Genomic DNA, 19101 nt, shown 5'->3' on the forward strand with positions numbered 1-19101 from the left:
TGGGGGGGGGGGGGGCAATCGGTGCCGGCGCGGCTTTGGAGTCGGTCGGGTATTTAGCAACGGCAGCAAGGGTAACACCCAGGCCAGCGATGATGGATAGCGCGTTAAAGGCCAGTGCCTGAGCTGAAAGCTCAGGAACCAGGGCCAGACCGTTGAGAATTGCGATCAAGAGACCGCCGAATATAAGAATGCCTTTCATGGTTGCGAAAAAAAGTGGTCTGTCGATGAAGGCTGATTATGGAGGAAACTCAAGCAGGGAATCGTTAGGAATCCGTTGTGCCGCATTTGCTGAATCCATAAAGTAGCGCTTCTTCTTACAGTAGACTCTAAAATTGACCTTGGGTTCGCGAACGGCTAATTTTAATCCTTATGGGCGATACCACTACTGCGACGGTGGAGCACGCGTTGTGCTTTGAGCCGGAGTTATCCCCGGAAGTCGAGGCATTGCTTGAGAGCGAACCGAGCGAGCAACCCTTGGTGGTTATTGCCGGAGCCAGTGGCTTTGTGGGTGCCAGCCTGCGTATTGCTCTTGCCGACCGTTACCGCTGGCGGGCTCTGACACGCTCTGAGGCAATCGTCAACCAGCATGAAGAACGTGACAACACCGAATGGCGCCTGTGCGACCTCTACTCACTGCCCAAGGTGGAAGCCGCGATGGAAGGTGCTGACTATGCGATCTATCTGGTGCATTCGATGCTGCCCTCCAGCCGCCTCGTGCAGGCGAAGTTTGAGGACTTAGACCTGCTGCTGGCCGACAACTTCGCCCGTGCGGCAGAGGCAGCAGGCGTGAAGCATATTATTTACTTAGGCGGCCTGATACCGCCCGATGATTATCTATCGCCGCATCTGCGAAGTCGACAGGAGGTGGAGCATGTTTTGCGCAGCCGTAATGTGCCTGTAACCGTGTTGCGGGCAGGGCTGATCATTGGACCGGGTGGCTCCTCACTACGCATTCTGATCAACCTCGTGCGTCGGTTGCCGGTCATGCTAATGCCCAAGTGGACGCATTCTGAAACGCACTCCATCGACATCCGCGACACGATCCGCGCGTTCGGCATTGCTCTGGACAATCGCAACTTCTGGGATGGCACCTATGATCTGGGTGGACACGAGCCTATGACTTATCGTGCGATGATCCTGCGCACAGCAGAAATACTTAGTAAGCACCCCGTGACCATTGATTTGCCGATCAATTGGTTTGCTGTTTCGCGGCAATGGGTGGCAACGCTCAGCGGTGTTTCCTCGCAACTCGTCAATCCTCTGCTCGAAAGTCTACGCCACAGTTTGCATGCTCAGGACAATCCACTGCTGGATCGGATAAAACCGCAAGCGATTGCCTTTGAAGACTCCCTCCGCAGTTCACTCGACCCCGATGGTGCTCCCTTGCCCAACCCACGGAGCCGCACCCAGAAGACAGACGATAAGCTGATAAAAAAGGCCCGTCGTGTTCGCTCCGTCCAGCGCATGCCCCTGCCCTCTGGCTGGGATGCGCCCTATGTTGCACAGATCTATGGCCAATGGCTGACCGATAAATCAATCCACCTAATCAACGTGCAACGCGACGCCGACAACACCCTGCGTTTCATGATCCAGCTCGCGGGCATTAAAATCAAGCTGCTGGAGCTAACGCCCACCCCATACACACGCGGCGGTGGACGGAGGAGAGCGTTTTATATTTCGGGCGGATTTCTTGCCCGGCAAGTCGACCCGCCGGGCCGGTTTGAGTTCCGCATTTTCCCGGAGAACTACTGCCTCATCGCCGCAATTCATGGTTTCGCCCCACGGCTGCCTTGGTGGATCTACGAAACCAGCCAAGCCGTCGTGCATTACTTCGTCATGAAGGCCTTTGGAAAGTATCTCTGGAAACAGGCAAAAGCGGGCGTTTCCATGCCGTTCGACCATGATGTTGGCGCGTAGAAATTGGGGCCGCTAGGCCCATTGCGCTACCGCACAGGATCGGCTACGAGCAAGTTCACATCGTACTCCTTAACATCCAGTGACTCACCATTCGTTTGAATCAAATTGCGGTACCACCACGCCGAGTCTTTGAGCGTCCGTTTTTGGGTACCGAAATCAACGTGGACCAATCCGAAGCGTGATCGGTAGCCTTCGGCCCATTCAAAATTATCGAAGATCGACCAATAAAAATAGCCAGACACGTCGATGCCCTCGGACACAGCGCGCTTTACCCCCTGTAGGTAGCTGCTAATATAATCGATTCGCTGGGGATCATGAACCGCACCATCGGACGAAACCCAATCCGTATTGCACAGTCCATTCTCAGTAATGTAGATTGGCTTGGGGCCATAACGCTCAGCGAACATCCGCGAAGCCCAGTAGAGCGAATCGGGCATCACCTTTAGCCAATCCAACGTGCCAACGGGTTCACCGGGCACCGCTGCAATACTTTCACTGCCTCCGTTTGGTGATGCTTTGATCAGATAACCAGAGTAACAATTGTAACCAATGAAATCCAATGGCTGGGCGATCAGCGTCATATCCCCGTCGTCAAAATCTGGCCAATCAGCACCAAAAACTTCCGCTGCTTCTTCAGGATAACGCCCAAGATAGACTGGGTCCGACCACAAGGAATTGTTGAAGAACGTCCCTGAGGATACTTTAAAGAAGTCTTTTCTCGCCGTTTCGACATCCTCCGCAGACTCACTGACTGGGATGGCAGCAGAACAATTGGGTGCCCACCCAATTTTGGGCTTCAGCTCACAATGCTTACGAAGCGCAAGCACTCCATTTCCGTGCGCCATTAAGGCATGATGCATAGCCTTCAACGCCAAGGGCATGGGTAATTTATCACCGGGAGCATGGGAGCCCCACAAATGACCATTCCCCATGAAGCACTGCGGTTCGTTGAGCGTCATCCAATGACTCACGCGATCTCCTAGGGCTTCCCCGATGACACTTGCGTACTCGCCAAACCAGTCGACGGAATCTCGGTTTAGCCACCCACCTTTCTGATAAAGGGCCAAGGGATAATCCCAATGAAACAAAGTCACCCATGGCTCAATGTCTGCTTCCAATAGGCAGTCCACTAAGCGATCGTAAAACTCGAGCCCTTTCGCATTCACCTTCCCGATTCCATCCGGCAACACGCGCGGCCAACTGACCGAAAACCGATAAGTCTCCAAACCAATGGTTTTCATTTCGGCAACATCTTCTCGATAGCGATAATAGTGCTCACATGCGTCGTCACCTGTTTCTCCGCCATAGATTTTGCCAGGCCATTGGCACATCATATCCCACACGGACATCCCTTTGCCATCAGCTTGGGCCGCACCCTCGATTTGATATGAAGAAGACGCTGCGCCCCACTTGAAATGCTCAGGAAATGTTCTCATACACCCTTTATACATCAGGGCTATGAAAACCGTTAGTCATATACCGATCAATCAATGGCATATTTCCGACCGAAACCAGATAATGGATTCGAAGTGGCTCATGCTCGTATGATTGCCTATTCGAAACCCCCGACGAAATTGCCTACCAGAATGCAATTTGACCCGTTAAACGACACGGCGAAACTCAGTCGGAGTCTGGCCGGTAACACGTTTAAAGGAACGGTTGAACTGGGAGATCGATTCGAAACCGACACCAAAGGCGATTTCGCTAACGCGTAAGTTGAGATTGGCCAAAAGATGCTTGGCCTTTTCGACTCTAATACGCGCTAGATAATCGGTGAATGTAATGTCCGTTGCTTCTTTGAAAACCTTGCAAAAATGGCGGGTACTGGCGTTGACCGCCTTAGCTGCATCGTCCAAAGACAGCGCATCCTGATAGCGCTCCTGGATGTATTTTTTGGCGTTTGCGACAAGCATCGGGTCTTCGTTGCTCTCTTCCAGTGCGATACTGTTGCTGATTGTTGCCAGGTGTTCTGCAAAGGTGGTGAGCAGGGCAACCATTGCTTGGTATTGATCGCGATCAAAGACCTTCGTGTTGTAATATGCCTCCTCCAACTCCTTCAGATTAATCTCCGCCCCCCACTTGAGAATTTGTCGGGTAGCCTGTGAAAACTCCGCTTCGTTTGGCTGGTGCAGTAGTATTTGCCCAGTCTGAAGAAAGGCAATCAACCGGTCGCCCACGCGGATCGGCACGGCCGTATCGCACAGACCAGCAAAGCAATGTAAACTCTTAGGCTCCAGTCCTGCCTCTCGTTCCAACTGTTCCTGCATCTTCAGGCAATTTGCACAGCCGACATTTGTCTTGCCGATCAATGCACAAAACTGGTTCTCGTCCACAGCACCAGACAAGGCGCTTTCATAGGATTGAAGCGAGCGTATGGCTAAGGGCAGACCTGTTGCTTTCCGAAATGCCCGCTGGTAATCCTGAAAGAGCTGCGAATCTTTCAACTGTGCCGCTGTCCGTCGGGCGCGATCGGTTGCGGATGACACGTTGGCTAAAATAAATGGTGGCGTCTCGGAACTGTTCATACCGCAAAACTGGCGAATATATGCGCAGTGTTAGTCTGGATATGCGGAGACAGGCTAGGCCCCTGTATGAGAGAATCAAGACATGAATAAACGACTCGTCGGCTACCTCCAAGACAACCGCGACCACATCATTGAGGATTGGCTGACTGAGAGTGAATTGCCAGCGCCCGTTGGAGCACAGGCGGCTAACGGATCAGTCCCCGTTGCTTTTCTGGAAAGTGTCTTTGATCGTGTCTTGAACCGAATAAAAGGAAAAACCTGCAAATGCGGCGGCACTGGCGAATGCGCCAAGCTCAAACTTGGTGACATTCTCGGCGTCACCTGCGCCTGCCAGACCTACCGACTACGAGGTCACGTGTGTCTGGAACTGCACGAAGCTGGAGCACGCGCTTTCATGGGTATCTTTAGCGACACTTGGGATATCCAGGGCGAATTCAACGAACTTGACCGTGAGGCTTCGATGAAACTGATCGGCGAGGCGCTCGACTGGATATTTAGCCAAGAAATTTTCCGCTGCCCACAACGCACGGAAAACGAGGATTGCCCCTTCATTTTGAACTGAGACTGAACCATGGAAATACTTTTACTAACCGTGTTCCTGAGCCTGCTATTGGCAGTGCTGTTCCTGCTACTGTTTCTGCGGGACCGGCGAACGGAAACGCATCGCAGCATGGAGCAGGAGTCCCTGAGCCCATTCGCGACCGAAATTCCCGTGGAGACCGTGCGTAAGTGAGCAAGTCAACACGCACCACCACCATCGAATACGATGACAAATCGGTTCGGTGGTTTCTAATCGCTTCGGTATTCTGGTCACTCGTTGGCATGGGAGCCGGCGTTCTGATCGCCTCACAGCTCAACTCTTGGCGAGTAAACTTCGACCTACCCTGGCTGACCTTTGGCCGGCTCCGACCTCTGCACACCAATGCCGCGATATTTGCTTTCGTGGGCAACATGATGTTCGCGGGCATCTATTACTCGACGCAACGCCTTTGCCGCTGCCGACTGGCCTCCCCCCTACTCACAAAGATTCACTTCTTCGGCTGGCAGTTCATCATTGTCTGCGCCGCCATAACGCTACCGCTGGGTTACAGTCGGGGGAAGGAATACGCCGAGCTCATCTGGCCGATCAATATCCTGGTCGCCGTCATCTGGCTCGTCTTCGCCGCGAACTTTTTCTGGACGCTCGCCAAGCGCAACGAAAAGTCCCTCTATGTAGCGCTCTGGTTCTACATCGCAACCATCGTCACTGTGACGATGCTCTATGTCGTTAACCACCTGTCGCTGCCGACAAGCCTCACCCACAGTTATCCCATCTTTGGTGGCGTTCAGGATGCACTTGTTCAGTGGTGGTACGGGCACAACGCGGTAGCTTTCTTTCTAACAACGCCGATCCTCGGCATCATGTATTACTTCGTGCCCAAGGCAGCGAACCGGCCAGTTTATTCCTACCGCCTATCGGTCATTCACTTTTGGTCGTTGGTCTTTATTTACATCTGGGCCGGCCCTCACCACTTGCTTAATACTGCCCTTCCCGGTTGGCTCCAAACACTCGGCATGCTCTTCAGCCTGATGCTCTGGGCTCCTTCGTGGGGCGGCATGCTCAACGGTCTGCTGACGCTGCGCGGTGCTTGGGATAAGCTCCGGACCGATCCCGTCATCAAGTTCTTCGCCGCTGGTGTAACCTTCTATGGCATGGCGACTTTTGAAGGGCCACTGATGTCAATTAAGTCAGTCAACGCACTTTCTCACTACTCCGACTGGACGATCGGCCATGTGCATGGCGGCACACTGGGCTGGAACGGCTTCATGGCCGCGGGCATGTTCTATTGGCTCACGCCGAGACTTTGGAATACGAAACTTTACTCACAGAGCATGGCCAACATGCACTTCTGGCTCGGCATGGTGGGCATCCTGCTCTACGTCGCGGCGATGTGGGTCTCAGGCATCACGCAAGGCCTAATGCTCAACGCAACCGCGGAGCAAGGTACCATTCTCGCCTACCCGAACTTCCTCGACACCCTTCAAGCCATCCGCCCAATGATGTGGTGCCGCGTAGTCGGTGGAACGTTTTACCTGATCGGCTTCATCATGATGGCCTTCAACTTGTGGAAAACCGCCCGTAGCGGATCACCAGTCAATGGCTCAATCGAAGTAGAATCCGCAATGGAGGAAATGGTCGGTGACACAAACCGTTTCCGCAGCTACGCCAACGCCCCTGTCGTCTATTGCTTTCTGATCATTGCCTCAGCGACGTTGATGATCTTTGGCCACGGTGCTTCGTTCCTGGCTGGTGTTTTCTTGACGGCAACCTTTACCATCGCTGCCTTCGCCCACTTTGAAATGAGCGGCGCAAAATGGGGTCAGTGGTATGACGAACTGCTCAAGCACGGGCTTACCTTTACCGTGCTGACCATCATCGCTGCGGCCATTGGTGGCGCAGTGCAGATCATTCCCACGGTGACTATGCAGCGGGCGGACAACATCGAGGGTCGCCTGCAAATTCCCTATACGCCATTAGAACTAACCGGGCGCGACATTTACGTGAGCGAAGGTTGCTACAACTGTCACTCGCAGATGATCCGGACCATGACTCCCGACATCCTCCGCTACGGTGATTACTCGCGACTGGGCGAATCCATCTACGATCATCCGTTCCAATGGGGATCCAAACGCACCGGCCCAGACCTTGCACGCGAAGGCGGTAAGCGCTCCGACGAATGGCACTTCTACCACCTCCTAAACCCGCGCGACATCTCGCCTGGCTCCAATATGCCAAACTACACATGGCTCTTCACCAAGGATGCCAAGACGGGCACGCTCGAATCCAAAATCAACGCAATGCGCATGCTCGGTGTTCCCTATGACATTGGTTTGTCGGAAGAGGAAATCATGGCCGAGTATAATTCACAGGCCGCAGAGATTGTGCAGCGCCTTGCCGAAAAGGGTGCTTACACCGAACCACAAAAGCAGATCGTCGCCGTCATTGCCTACCTACAGAAACTGGGTGCCTTTGAAGACAAAGACGCGCCCAACGAAAATACAACACCACTGCCCTTTGAACCGGTCACCTCGACCCAACCCTGAGCAACCAATGTTTAAACGAATTATATACGATCACTGGACGCATATCGTCCCGATTCTTTCCTTCTGGCTAACCTTCGGCGTGTTCTTGGCCATCACTGTGCGCGCGCTATTTTTCAAGAAGGACTTTGTTCAACGCATGGGAAATCTTCCCCTCGAAGATGACGCCAACGACGCACAACCCAAAGCATGAGCGATCCATCTCATAACACCGAACAAGAAATGCTGCCCGACGGTGTTGTCCTCAAAGAGCACAGCTACGACGGCATTCAAGAGTATGACCAACAGCTACCGCGTTGGTGGCTTTTAACACTCTACGGTGCCATCGTGTTCTCTGCTGCCTACTGGCTGGTCAGCCATTACTATATGTCCTCTTTGACCAATGAACAGCGCGTAGAAAAAGAAATGCAAGCCATCAACGCGATTCGCCTAACCAATTCCATTGACGTATCCAATGATGAATTGTTTTGGGAAATGCGGCACAATCCGGCTTTTGTTCTGGCAGGTGAAAAGACTTTCCAGTCCTTCTGTATTCCCTGCCACGGTGCCAACCTCGAAGGTGGCATTGGCTTTAATCTGGTCGACAGCGAATGGGTTCACGGTGCCGCACCGCCTGCTATCTACAACACCATCTTCAACGGCGTCCCGGAAAAAGGCATGCAGGCATGGGGAGACATGCTCGGCCAAAAGCGCATTACCGAAGTCGTCGCCTACATCCTGAGTAAGAATAATGAATCAGCCATGAGGAAATCCGCCGCAAGCGGCGAGTAGAGCGAAGACTCATGCCCAAATCAGCCAGCCCGAAGAAGCCCGTACGCGCATCCGTCACGACAATCAACCGAGACGGATCACGCTTCTTTCTTCACCCAGCTGATGTGAGGGGGCGCTTTGCTTTGCTTCGCAGAGTAGTAGCCATTTTGCTCATTTCAATCTATGTCCTGTTACCTTGGATTCCCATTGGTGGCTACCCTGCCGTATTCCTCGACATAGCCGAACGACGCTTCCATTTGTTCGGCCTGACCTTTGCCGCACAAGACATGTGGCTCGCGTTTTTCTTTATCACCGGCCTCGGCTTTTCGCTGTATGTGGTCACCGCGCTTTTTGGACGACTCTGGTGCGGCTGGGCCTGCCCGCAAACCATCTTCCTTGAGCATGTGTATCGGCGCATTGAGCGTTGGATTGAAGGTGACCACACCAAACGCAAGCAGCTCGACCAACGTGAATGGGATGCACTAAAAGCCACGAAACGCGCGATAAAGCACACTGCGTTTATCTTCGTCTCAGTGCTAATTGCCCATGTCTTCATTGCCTACTTTATCTCAATCCCACAGCTTTATGTGTGGATGCGCACAAGCCCGCTGGAGCACTGGAGTGCATTCCTGTTTGTCTTCATCGCCGCCGCTGCGATTTACTTTAATTTCTCGTGGTTTCGTGAGCAGCTTTGCTTAGTAATTTGCCCCTATGGTCGCCTGCAATCCGCGCTCATCGACGACGACTCCATGATCATCGGCTACGATGAAAAGCGTGGAGAGCCCCGAGGCTCCGCTAAGCTCACGGACATTGGTGACTGCATTGAGTGCCGCCGCTGCGTACAGGTTTGCCCGACCGGTATTGACATACGTCAGGGCCTGCAAATCGAATGTATCGGCTGTGCAAACTGCATCGACGCCTGCGATACAATCATGGATAAGCTTGGCCGACCTCGTGGGCTTGTCCGCTACGATTCGATGAATGGCCTAGCAGGCTTGCCTAAACGAATCGTGCGACCACGGCTATTCCTTTACGGTGTTCTCCTGCTACTTGGTGCCACTGCAATGACCTTTTCTGCTATGCAGCTACGCGGCGCGAACATGAATGTAGTGCGCATGACTGGCGCACCCTATTTCATCACCGACACAGGACTTCGAAATCAATATATGATTCGAATAATTAATAAACAGGACTTGCCCCAAAACTTCACTGTGCAAGCCATTGGACCCGACCAGACCTTTAAAGTAGAAGGTTTCACGGAATCCGTTGTCGTTGAGCCAATGGGCGAAATCGTTCGCCCACTTATCATCAGTATTCAGAAAAAAAACTTTACGGGGAAATTTCCGCTAGTCATCGAACTCAAAGACGAAAGCGGCCGTATCGTCATAAGCAAAGACGCAGAATTCCTCGGCCCCGACCCTCGACTATTTAGCAATGAAAACGCCCAATGAACCAAACACACGACGCCTGTCACTGTGGATTCCCGTTACGATAGCCTTCCTCGTGTTGATCGCTGCGTGGACGACACTCATCGTCATTGCAGCCAAACACCCCACCGAAATCGTTCCCGTAGAGCAAGCAGCCGACTAGCGCGCGATGCCCATAACCAGTCAGACAATCCAATGCGACCACTGCGGCACGCCCTTCCACCCGAAGGCACAGGAACGCTTCTGCTGTCATGGCTGCGCCTATGTCTATGACCTACTGCACGAAGTCGGGTTCACTCGGTTCTATGAGCTCAAGGGCAACACCTCCACCCCCCCCATTGGCACACGCGCATTCCGTGCGGTTGACGTGCCTTGGCTAAAAACAGCGATCCAAACGGCCGAAGATCAGGCCACAACCCCCGTTGTAACAGCCAAACTTGGGCTACGCGGCGTCTCATGCGTCGGTTGCGTTTGGCTCATTGAAGCAATATTCACCGCGCAAGCTGGTGCCGTCTCGATCAATATCAATGCCCGCACGGGTATCATCCAACCTCGATGGGAGTGCGGTGAATTCGATGCCGTTCATTTTGCACAAGAACTGCAAAGAATGGGCTATGAAGTTGTCCCGCCAACGGACGAATCCGCGAGTAGCTCGGTCGCGCGCGAACTAGCGCATCGGGTAGGCATCTGTGGATTCTTTCTGCTCAATACGATGCTCTTTACGCTACCGGGCTACCTGGGCATGGAGGAGGATTTTTTTCTCGCACCCCTCTTTAAGCTGCTTAGCGCGTTGTTTGCCACATTGAGCCTGATCATGGGCGGTAGTTATTTCTTCCAGCGCACAGCGGAAGCTTTGCGCCATAAATTACTGTCGATCGATCTCCCAATCGCACTCGGTTTGAGCGCAGCATATCTCGGCTCACTGATAGGCTGGCTGACTGCCTCCACTGACCTCATCTACTTCGACTTCGTGGCAACGTTTGTCTTCCTCATGCTGGCAGGTCGTTGGCTACAAGAATTTGCCCTCGAAAAAAACCGCCAACACCTAAGCCGTCGTCAGCCAGAGCAACAAACCGTGACCAACTTTGGCGGCCCCAATGATGGGGAACGCAAACCGGTTGATCAGATAAAATCCGGCGAGGCCTACACGCTGGCACCGGGTGAGGCAAACCCGGTCAGTGCTCGGCTTCACAGCGACGCCTCCGTTAGCTTAGAGTGGATAAACGGCGAGCCTGACCCTGTAACTATCACGCGAGGCAAGCTCGCCCCAGCAGGCGCGATCAATGTTAACCTGACCTCAATCTCACTCACAGCAGAAGAAGCGTGGAGCGATAGTTTACTCGCGCAATTATTGGAGCCTCCAAAGGATAATTTCCATGCCCGGCGATTACAGCGAGTGCTCTCAATCTACCTCATATTGGTACTCGCTATTGCGGGCTTTGGAGGAGCGGCTTGGCTCATCCTTGGAAATCAGGCGATTACCGCACTACAAGTCTTCATCTCCGTGCTAATCGTGTCCTGCCCATGTGCACTCGGCGTAGCTCTACCTTTAACCGATGAACTCTGCCAATCCATCCTGCGCCGCTACGGACTCTTCATCAAAAACAACGATGTATGGGAGCGACTGAGCCAGGTAAAGACTGTGGTTTTTGATAAAACAGGCACCCTCACCTTGGAAACACCACGCCTGATAAATCCCGAGTGTCTCAACATGCTATCCGAGGACGCTATGCTCGCTCTTTATCGACTGGTTGAGCGAAATCTTCACCCTGTCGCCCGGACCTTGCGAGAATACTTACTCCTGCGTTTGCGCACATTCAGCGATTTGCATGATGAATGCCGAATCCACCAATCAATTGGGAATGGCGTTTATTTTACGGATGAACACGGTGCTTGCTGGAGCCTTGGTAAATCCTCATGGACACCTTGTGGTAACGAAACTGAAATCGATCAAACAACAGCCACTGAGCTTCGTTGTAATGGCATCTGCTTGGCCACATTCCAGTTCGAGGAGGAAGTCCGCGACGAAGCCAAAAACGCGATACAGTGGTTGCAAGCAACCAATTACCAAATCGCCATCCTCAGCGGTGACGCCCAACAAAACGTTGACCGTATTGCCGCTCAATTGAATATCGATTCGCCGCAATCCCACGCCCACTGCACCCCTGGTCAAAAAGCAGAATGGATCGACCACCATGCGCCAAATTCCGCATTGATGATCGGAGACGGAGCCAATGACCGGCTCGCCTTCGATCGAGCCATCTGCCGGGGCACACCCATCGTTGATCGTAGTTTACTTGAGGGCTCGACGGACTTCTTTTTCTTTGGCCGCAGCTTACGCTGCCTTCCACGTCTGCTCCAATTAGCCAATCAGCGCCGCCAAACGATCCAGATTATTTTCGCACTAGCGATCGCGTATAACTTTGCTGCGATCACTCTATGCCTAGCGGGCGCGATGCATCCATTACTCGCCGCAATCTTAATGCCACTCAGTTCTATAGCCACATTAGTAGTCCCTTGGCGACTAATGCACGCCGATTCCGCCTGATCAAGGCGAGCGCCATGCACTGGGACAGCCACTCCGTTCGTTGCTGTCTGCTACCAGCACCAATAAAATGGTGACCAGCCTCCGCAGAGGGGGGGCTTGGCCCAAGTATGATTATAATGTAGCTCAAATCGTAGACTCACAAGCTTGGGCAATGCGAATTAAGAGACATAATGTCCCAGTCTCTTCATTTTCTGTATTTCATCGGACATTAGCAATAAAGCGGTCAGCGACTGACTACTATATGTTCATCCCATGTGGTAGAATGTAGTGAAATCATTCCTATTGCTAAAAATCACCGTTACGCAAAAGGATCGGTCAAACTCAGCCCCCCCCCTCGATCGAAAACGAAACACCCCAAAAATTATGTTCCGAACTCTGGCGCTATGGGAAATCGATCAGTAACGAGAGACTCGTTAAGGCTCACTGACCACACCGTAGCGGTACTATAAACAATATTGTCCCACATGTCCGATGCACTTACCTCCAAAAAACGTTAAAAGGGGATTCGCACTGATAGTAAGCTTGGTGCTTATGGGTTTCATGGTAGTTCTGCTTCTGTCGATGACGACAATGCTTTCCGTAGAAGTCCAAACAGCGGGCCATACTCATAAAATCGCCCGCGCAAAGCAAAATGCGATTCTCGCCCTCAATGTTGCCATTGCCGAATTGCAGAGAACAACCGGCCCAGACCAACGAGTGACGGCACCCGCCAACCTTCAATTAACCGACTCAGCAATCAGCCCTCACTGGATCGGCGTATACGCTCATGCCCTAACCCCATCCTATGAGCTAATCCCCGGCAATATTGCCGACGAATTGACCGATTCAACCTTGGTAAATAGCCAAGGTTCATCCGCAAAATTGCTCACTTGGCTAGTCAGTGGAAACGCGCCAAACAATTCATGGCCAGAATTCCAACCAACCGGCCAACTTGCCGACCCAAGCGTAAATGTAGAGCTAAGCTTTACGCCTGACGCCAGTATCAGCAACCTAAGCCAGGACAGCCCAGCGAATGCCAGCGACATTCAAATCCAGGACGCGAACGGGGCAAATCATCCAGGACGAATCCTCGTAGGGGGGGGGGCAGTCCACGACCTTGAAGACTATGTCGTGGCTCCGATGGTTACCCTGGAAAGCGAACCGAACGACAGCATGATCAACAGCTACGCTTGGTGGGTATCCGACGAAAACGTAAAGGCGCGGGCAAATCTTGCCATCGAAACCGATCCAAATTCCATATCCAATGCGTTTATCAGCTCAAGCAGGAATGCCATCGAACTGATGAGCCAGGGTGCCAGTGACGGCGCGTTGGACGAGCCACGCATCGATGAACTCTATGACCCCAGTGGCGGCGTGGAACGAGCGCTCGGCCTAGGCGACCTAGCCATGCTGTCAACCGATCCTAGCAACTTTTCATTGATAGAAAAGCGACGTTTCCACGACATTTCACTGCACTCGACGTCACTCCTGACTGATAGCTTTGCTGGTGGTCTAAAGCGCGATCTGTCAACTCTGCTAGACGATACATACACGCCCAGCGCCAACGACCCTACGGTGGACAGTAATCGCTTGTGGACGCCGCATCAGGAGGACACGACTGGCTATGGCATCCCGACTTGGGGCCACTTGCGTTCATTTGCACACACCCGAGTCCCTAACTCGCGCACACTCGACGCCCAACTTCCTGTTTTTGACAAGCTAATCAGTGATGATCATGTGGGCGTATCTCCAATACTGACCTATTTCTCCCTTGGTATGGGATTCTCGGCTAGTGGCGTCAACAGCGGCGCTGATATTGAAATGAACTTGTACCCTTTGGTTGTCTTATGGAATCCGTATAATTTCACTATAAAGGCCCCCAGCTACGACGCCCATGGCGCGAACTACGAAGTCGGCATGCTGCTTAGTCTTAGCCTAGAAGCAAAAATCGGAATTGATATTTTTGATCCTGGTTCAGTGACTCAAGGGGAAGGAGCTGAAACGGTTACCGAAGAATACATTTGGCGGAACATAGGTAATATTGACCTACGAAAGAATATCGAAAAAAGCTTAGACGATCCGAATGATAAAGACTTCGAATACATCCGCTTTTCTCTGGACTGCCCTGACATTCCCCCTGGACAAAGTCTTATTTTTAGCATTCCTCATTCAGATAGAGGCAAAGCTTATGATTCACACGTCGTTCTAAAAAACATCGAGCCTGAACCAGATGCTTTCGTATCTCTTCCCGTGGCCACTTTGGATAAGGATTTTACAGCAACCACTCTCTTCCGTGTAGGGCCAAGGTTTAGCGTTAACTCCGAAGGCGTCCCGACAACAAGCCTGAGCGCAACGCTTCTTTCGGGTGGAGACGGTGGCTTGTTCACTTATCTGGGAATGCCACGCGAAGATCGTACTGTTGCCTATTCAAAGGACAACGCCATGGACTTCAATCCGTCCAACCCAGACTTAAGCTGGTATCAAACGCAACAGAGTATTACTTGGGATAATGCTATCGTGCAAGATATGCCAAACGAGTCTGTATTGGTACAGGTGACCGAAGGAGGCAAAAAGGTAGACAGAATTTTCAAACCGGAAGAAATCAATGGTGGCAACCCCATTTCTGCCATCCAGACGCCAGCTACCTTAAGTTCTGACCCGTCCATTTCCTACGTGATCATGACTCATGCGCTCTTCTCAGGAGGTGGCAACAATGCTCAGTACAATGCCAACCAGTTTATGTTCCCCACTCGGTGGATTGCACAGGGCAGTATGAGGGCGACGCGCACCGGTCGCACCCGGCGTGATCAAAATTACCTTCCGCTCTACATTGCAACTGCTGGCAGTGAAGGCAATAGCAGCGCTTGGCAGAAATTCGCCAATGATGAAGGCTCAGAGAGTAATCGAACCTCAGCTGGCTCCGGCCATGATTGGGGTTCCAGTGGTCCAGTTGACGTCACCCTCTTCGAGTTTCTGCCCGAAGACCAGCCCCTGCTTTCTATTGGGCAACTCCAGCACGCCAATCTTTCGCTCATCGGCGCTTACCCATCCTACCCCATCGGCAACAGCCTCGCAGATTATCGCCTGCACGAAAAGTCACCAAGCGGCGCTATATTGCCCCCATCTCAATACGAACTTGCCCGTACTGATTCGGTATCTGGCAACACTCTGCTAAAAGCGGACCAGATTGCTTACTACGATATCTCCTTCCTGCTGAATCGCACTCTGTGGGATGCATACTTCGTCTCCAGCGTCCCACAAAATGGAAACTTGCCAGATAAATTGCCCAACTCCCGGATGAGCCATACCGGCAATGAAGCGAATTTGCGCGATCCAGACAAAGCCGCCGCCGAGTTGAGCCTAGTCGGTGGATTCAATATCAACTCAACTTCTGAGCAAGCTTGGCGAGCGATATTGGGCGGCGACCGTGGGTTACAGTACAATCCGGAAACCGGCAATTATAGCACCAACCAAAGCTTGCAGGCGGCATTCCCTCGATTTGCGCGACCAACCGCCGACGATAGCTGGGTAGATCCTTGGGAAGGCTATCGCAGCCTGACAGATGAAGAGACTGCACAATTGGCGCGCAATATCGTTACTGAGATTAAGAACCGCGGGCCCTTTATTTCGCTCTCCGATTTTATCAACCGACGTTTGGTAGACAATCCAAGCACCGATGATTCTGGCGTCGAAGATGCACCCTATGAACACGAAGACTTACGCGGTGTGATCCAGGCGGCACTAGATAGAACTTGGAGCTCCACCGACCCCGACAGTAAAGCCAATGGGGACTCAGCCGCTTATCCTGCGAATGATGGCGCTGATGATTTCTGGAAAGATGATCCTCTACTTGGGCATCCATACAATAACACAAAGCACCAATTTGGCTCTGGTTCCAAATACGTTTACAATCTACAAAGAATGCAAGGTGGAGACACCGAACGTAGCCCGTATAGCAACCGCTCTGCTTTTTCTCCCAAATACGTCACTCAGGCCGACGTACTATCCACCATCGGCGCAAGCCTTACCGCTCGTTCAGACACCTTCACCATTCGAGCCTACGGAGAAGTGACTTCCGCCTTTACCTCCAATGATCGAGTGGGTGCTTGGTGTGAAGCGGTCGTTCAACGTACCGCTGAGTATGTTGATAACCAAACCGACAATCCCGAAGATCGTCCGACATCCGTAGTCAATCAACACTTCGGACGTAGATACAAATTAATTAGTTTTAGATGGCTAGAACCAAGCGAAATTTAATCCTCCTGTCCCTGTTTTTATTCGTCTTCTCGACAGGCTACTCAGCACCCGAATCTGGTGAAGATCTCGTCAAGTTTCGACTTCTCTCCATTTCGAATGCAGTGAGCTTCTTGTATGACCAAGGAGGCACGACTGAGCGCGTTTACACCAGCTCCACTGCATTCACGGGTTGGTATGTCGCGCCCCCAAGCGGCAAGTTAGTTTTTTATCAGGAAGAGGCGATGCCGGACGCTCCCAAGACAAAGTTAAAGAAGATCCTCGCCAATGTCCAGCTCCCCAGCGGACCTGGCCCATTCTTGATTATCGTAAAACAAAAGCCTAACAGCCAGGAACTAAGCACGGTAGTGCTGGATCATTCCATCGCGATGCATCCAGAGATGAACTATCGGGCGTTTAATCTTTCCAAGCGTCGCATGGCAGTACGGCTGGCCGATCAAGACATGCTGCTAGAATCTGGGAAATCCGCACTGGCACCATACCCGAACAATCGGAAAACATGGCTAAAGATCGCCGTCGATGATAAAGATTCCGGCTGGATGAAAGTCGTTAGCAAGCCACGGCCAGTAGATAACAACAGCCGTACGACGATTATCATTCTGGACATACCCCCAAGTGATCGAGATCCCGAACCAATAGGTGTCATTGTACGTGAGGTGCGAGAGCAAATAGTAGAAAGCGAATCTGGGACTGAAATCCTGTAGGGCGCGTTATTCAACGATCCTTGCTTGAGAAAACGGGGACAAACACACGCGATTGTCTTTTTCTGACTTTCCACTCAGTCAAAACTACTGTATGTATCAATATGCGTATCCAGTATGAATTCCTCCCCTCCCCCTACCCTTTTTCCCGAAAAATTCGCTTGGGGCGTATCCACGTCGTCTTACCAAATCGAGGGTGCTTGGGATGAAGCCGACAAGGGACTTTCCGTATGGGACCACTTTTGTGAGTCAGAGAAAAGGATGTGGCGTGGCCAAACTGGAGAAATAGCCTGCGACCACTATCATCGATATAAGGAAGACATTGGCTACATGGCTCAAATCGGCGTTAAAGCGTACCGGTTTTCGTTATCCTGGCCGCGCCTCATTCCGAACGGAGTCGGTAAAGTAAGCAAAGCAGGCGTTCGATTTTACAATGCGCTCATCAACGAGCTGTTGGCGAATGACATTGAGCCTTGGATTACCCTATTTCACTGGGATTACCCCTATGAGCTTTTTCGACGCGGAGGTTGGCTAAACAGTGATAGCCCGAAATGGTTCGAGGAATACACAAGAGTAGCCGTTGACCATTTTTCCGATCGAGTAAGCAAATGGATGACAATTAACGAACCACAGTGCTTCCTCGGCTTAGGCCATTTCGATGGCTTACATGCCCCCGGCTTAAAGCTTAGTATGCGTGATTGCCTGCTAGCAGGGCACCACACGCTATTATCCCACGGCAGAGCAGTCGCAACAATTCGCGAGCGCGCAAAGATCAAACCCACCATTGGCTGGTCGCCATCCGGCTCTGTCTATCGCCCAGCAACCAATAGCCTGAACGACGTCAATGCAGCGCGGGAGGCCACATTTGCAATATACCCGGATAGCCTCTGGAATACCTCTTGGTGGGCAGACATGGTCATCGAAGGAAACTACCCCGAGGAGGGGCTTAAAGCCTACGGAAAATCCGCTCCTGATACGTGCGAATCTGATAGAAAGTTGATCAGCCAACCGATCGATTTTTATGGCTGTAATATTTTTCAAGCACCTTCAGTTCGAATGAGTGAAGATGGCTTGCCTGTCGGGGTCGAACTTGAGCCCGGCGAGCCGATCTCAATGTATGAATGGACTCTAAACCCAGATGCGCTTTATTGGGGACCTCGATTCTTTTACGAACGCTACGGCTTGCCCATTGTGATTACGGAAAATGGCTGTTCCCTGCTCGACCAAGTCAGCCTCGACGGAGCTATACACGACGTTAACCGCAAGGACTTCCTCATCCGTAACTTGCTCGCACTTCGCCGTGCGATTGATGACGGTGCCGATGTTCAAGGCTATTTCCACTGGTCTCTGTTGGACAACCTCGAATGGCAACAAGGCTACAAGCATCGCTACGGCCTTGTTTTCGTGGATTTTAAAACGCTAGACCGAACGCTTAAAGATTCAGCATTTGCTTATCAGGAAATCATAACGACAAACGGTGAATGTCTGCGAAAATATACCCATAGCCAAGAAGAGCAGGTCCCCTATGTCGTCAAGGAAGCTCAGCGGTATATCGAAAACAACATCTCCGAAACGTTCAACGTCAAGACCATCGCTGCCCATTTGAATTGTCATCCCGATTTTCTAAGCCGTCGGTTTAAAGAATATACAGGCATGAGCCTCAGCGCCCACATACGCCGCGTTCGTCTTGAATGCGCACGCAACATGCTTCGCGATCCAAATATCCTGATTGGAAACGTATCAGATAGCTGTGGCTTCTCCGATCGCATTCATTTCTCTAAGGTATTCCGTAAAGAAATGGGGATGACTCCAGGCCGATTTCAGCGACAGTTCCGAACTCGTGAGAGCTCAAATGACATTCCCGCCGCCGAGATATCCAAAAACCCTCGGGCGAGAGATTAAAACTGGCCGTGAAAACA

At 52.0% G+C, this 19101-nt stretch carries 15 protein-coding genes; 12 read left to right on the plus strand and 3 right to left on the minus strand.

Annotation, left to right across the window (positions count from 1 at the left end):
• A partial coding sequence (locus IE065_RS11630) for a hypothetical protein (protein ID WP_189515220.1) occupies window positions 1–199 on the minus strand: 199 nt, incomplete at its 3' end.
• Window positions 200–369: 170 nt separating this feature from the next.
• On the opposite strand from IE065_RS11630, the gene IE065_RS11635 reads away from it, so the two are divergent.
• Entirely contained in the window at window positions 370–1917 is a 1548-nt protein-coding gene (locus tag IE065_RS11635) for an NAD(P)H-binding protein (protein ID WP_189515222.1), read from the plus strand.
• Window positions 1918–1943: 26 nt separating this feature from the next.
• On the opposite strand, the gene IE065_RS11640 is transcribed toward IE065_RS11635, so the two are convergent.
• Together IE065_RS11640 and IE065_RS11645 are read right to left on the minus strand one after the other, a co-directional pair.
• On the minus strand, window positions 1944–3353 hold the full coding sequence (locus IE065_RS11640) for a GH1 family beta-glucosidase (protein ID WP_189515224.1): 1410 nt from the start codon (window positions 3351–3353) through the stop codon (window positions 1944–1946).
• A 165-nt stretch (window positions 3354–3518) separates the two neighbouring features.
• Entirely contained in the window at window positions 3519–4403 is an 885-nt protein-coding gene (locus tag IE065_RS11645) for a PocR ligand-binding domain-containing protein (protein ID WP_229792103.1), read from the minus strand.
• 121 nt (window positions 4404–4524) lie between these two features.
• On the opposite strand from IE065_RS11645, the gene IE065_RS11650 reads away from it, so the two are divergent.
• The 11 genes from IE065_RS11650 to IE065_RS11700 all read left to right on the plus strand — a co-directional run bounded on the left by IE065_RS11650 (window position 4525) and on the right by IE065_RS11700 (window position 19084).
• Window positions 4525–5004: a hypothetical protein gene (locus IE065_RS11650; protein ID WP_189515228.1), complete on the plus strand. Its 480-nt coding sequence runs from the start codon at window positions 4525–4527 to the stop codon at window positions 5002–5004.
• 9 nt (window positions 5005–5013) lie between these two features.
• Window positions 5014–5175, plus strand: a complete 162-nt coding sequence (locus IE065_RS11655; RefSeq protein ID WP_189515230.1) for a hypothetical protein — start codon at window positions 5014–5016, stop codon at window positions 5173–5175.
• On the plus strand, window positions 5172–7526 hold the full coding sequence (ccoN, locus tag IE065_RS11660; RefSeq protein ID WP_189515231.1) for a cytochrome-c oxidase, cbb3-type subunit I: 2355 nt from the start codon (window positions 5172–5174) through the stop codon (window positions 7524–7526). The genes IE065_RS11655 and ccoN overlap by 4 nt, the downstream gene beginning before the upstream one ends.
• 7 nt (window positions 7527–7533) lie before the next feature.
• Window positions 7534–7716 carry a hypothetical protein gene (locus IE065_RS11665; protein WP_189515233.1) on the plus strand — a complete coding sequence of 61 codons (183 nt, stop codon included), beginning with the start codon at window positions 7534–7536 and terminating at the stop codon, window positions 7714–7716.
• Window positions 7713–8294: a cbb3-type cytochrome c oxidase N-terminal domain-containing protein gene (locus tag IE065_RS11670; protein WP_189515235.1), complete on the plus strand. Its 582-nt coding sequence runs from the start codon at window positions 7713–7715 to the stop codon at window positions 8292–8294. Before IE065_RS11665 ends, IE065_RS11670 begins: the two co-directional genes overlap by 4 nt.
• 11 nt (window positions 8295–8305) lie before the next feature.
• Complete coding sequence (gene ccoG / locus IE065_RS11675; protein WP_189515237.1) at window positions 8306–9724, plus strand: cytochrome c oxidase accessory protein CcoG; 1419 nt, start codon at window positions 8306–8308, stop codon at window positions 9722–9724.
• A complete protein-coding gene (locus IE065_RS11680; RefSeq protein ID WP_189515239.1) occupies window positions 9708–9863 on the plus strand; it encodes a hypothetical protein in 156 nt (51 codons plus the stop codon). The genes ccoG and IE065_RS11680 overlap by 17 nt, the downstream gene beginning before the upstream one ends.
• Before the next feature lie 6 nt (window positions 9864–9869).
• Complete coding sequence (locus IE065_RS11685; RefSeq protein ID WP_189515241.1) at window positions 9870–12248, plus strand: heavy metal translocating P-type ATPase metal-binding domain-containing protein; 2379 nt, start codon at window positions 9870–9872, stop codon at window positions 12246–12248.
• Between the two features lie 540 nt (window positions 12249–12788).
• Window positions 12789–16484, plus strand: coding sequence for a hypothetical protein (locus IE065_RS11690; RefSeq protein WP_189515243.1), 3696 nt, complete (start codon window positions 12789–12791; stop codon window positions 16482–16484).
• Window positions 16460–17185, plus strand: coding sequence for a hypothetical protein (locus IE065_RS11695; protein ID WP_189515245.1), 726 nt, complete (start codon window positions 16460–16462; stop codon window positions 17183–17185). Before IE065_RS11690 ends, IE065_RS11695 begins: the two co-directional genes overlap by 25 nt.
• A gap of 114 nt (window positions 17186–17299) precedes the next feature.
• Entirely contained in the window at window positions 17300–19084 is a 1785-nt protein-coding gene (locus IE065_RS11700; protein WP_189515247.1) for a family 1 glycosylhydrolase, read from the plus strand.
• Window positions 19085–19101 lie beyond the last annotated feature (17 nt).

It is taken from the genome of Cerasicoccus arenae (assembly GCF_014651635.1).
Classification (GTDB): Bacteria; Verrucomicrobiota; Verrucomicrobiia; order Opitutales; family Cerasicoccaceae; genus Cerasicoccus; species Cerasicoccus arenae.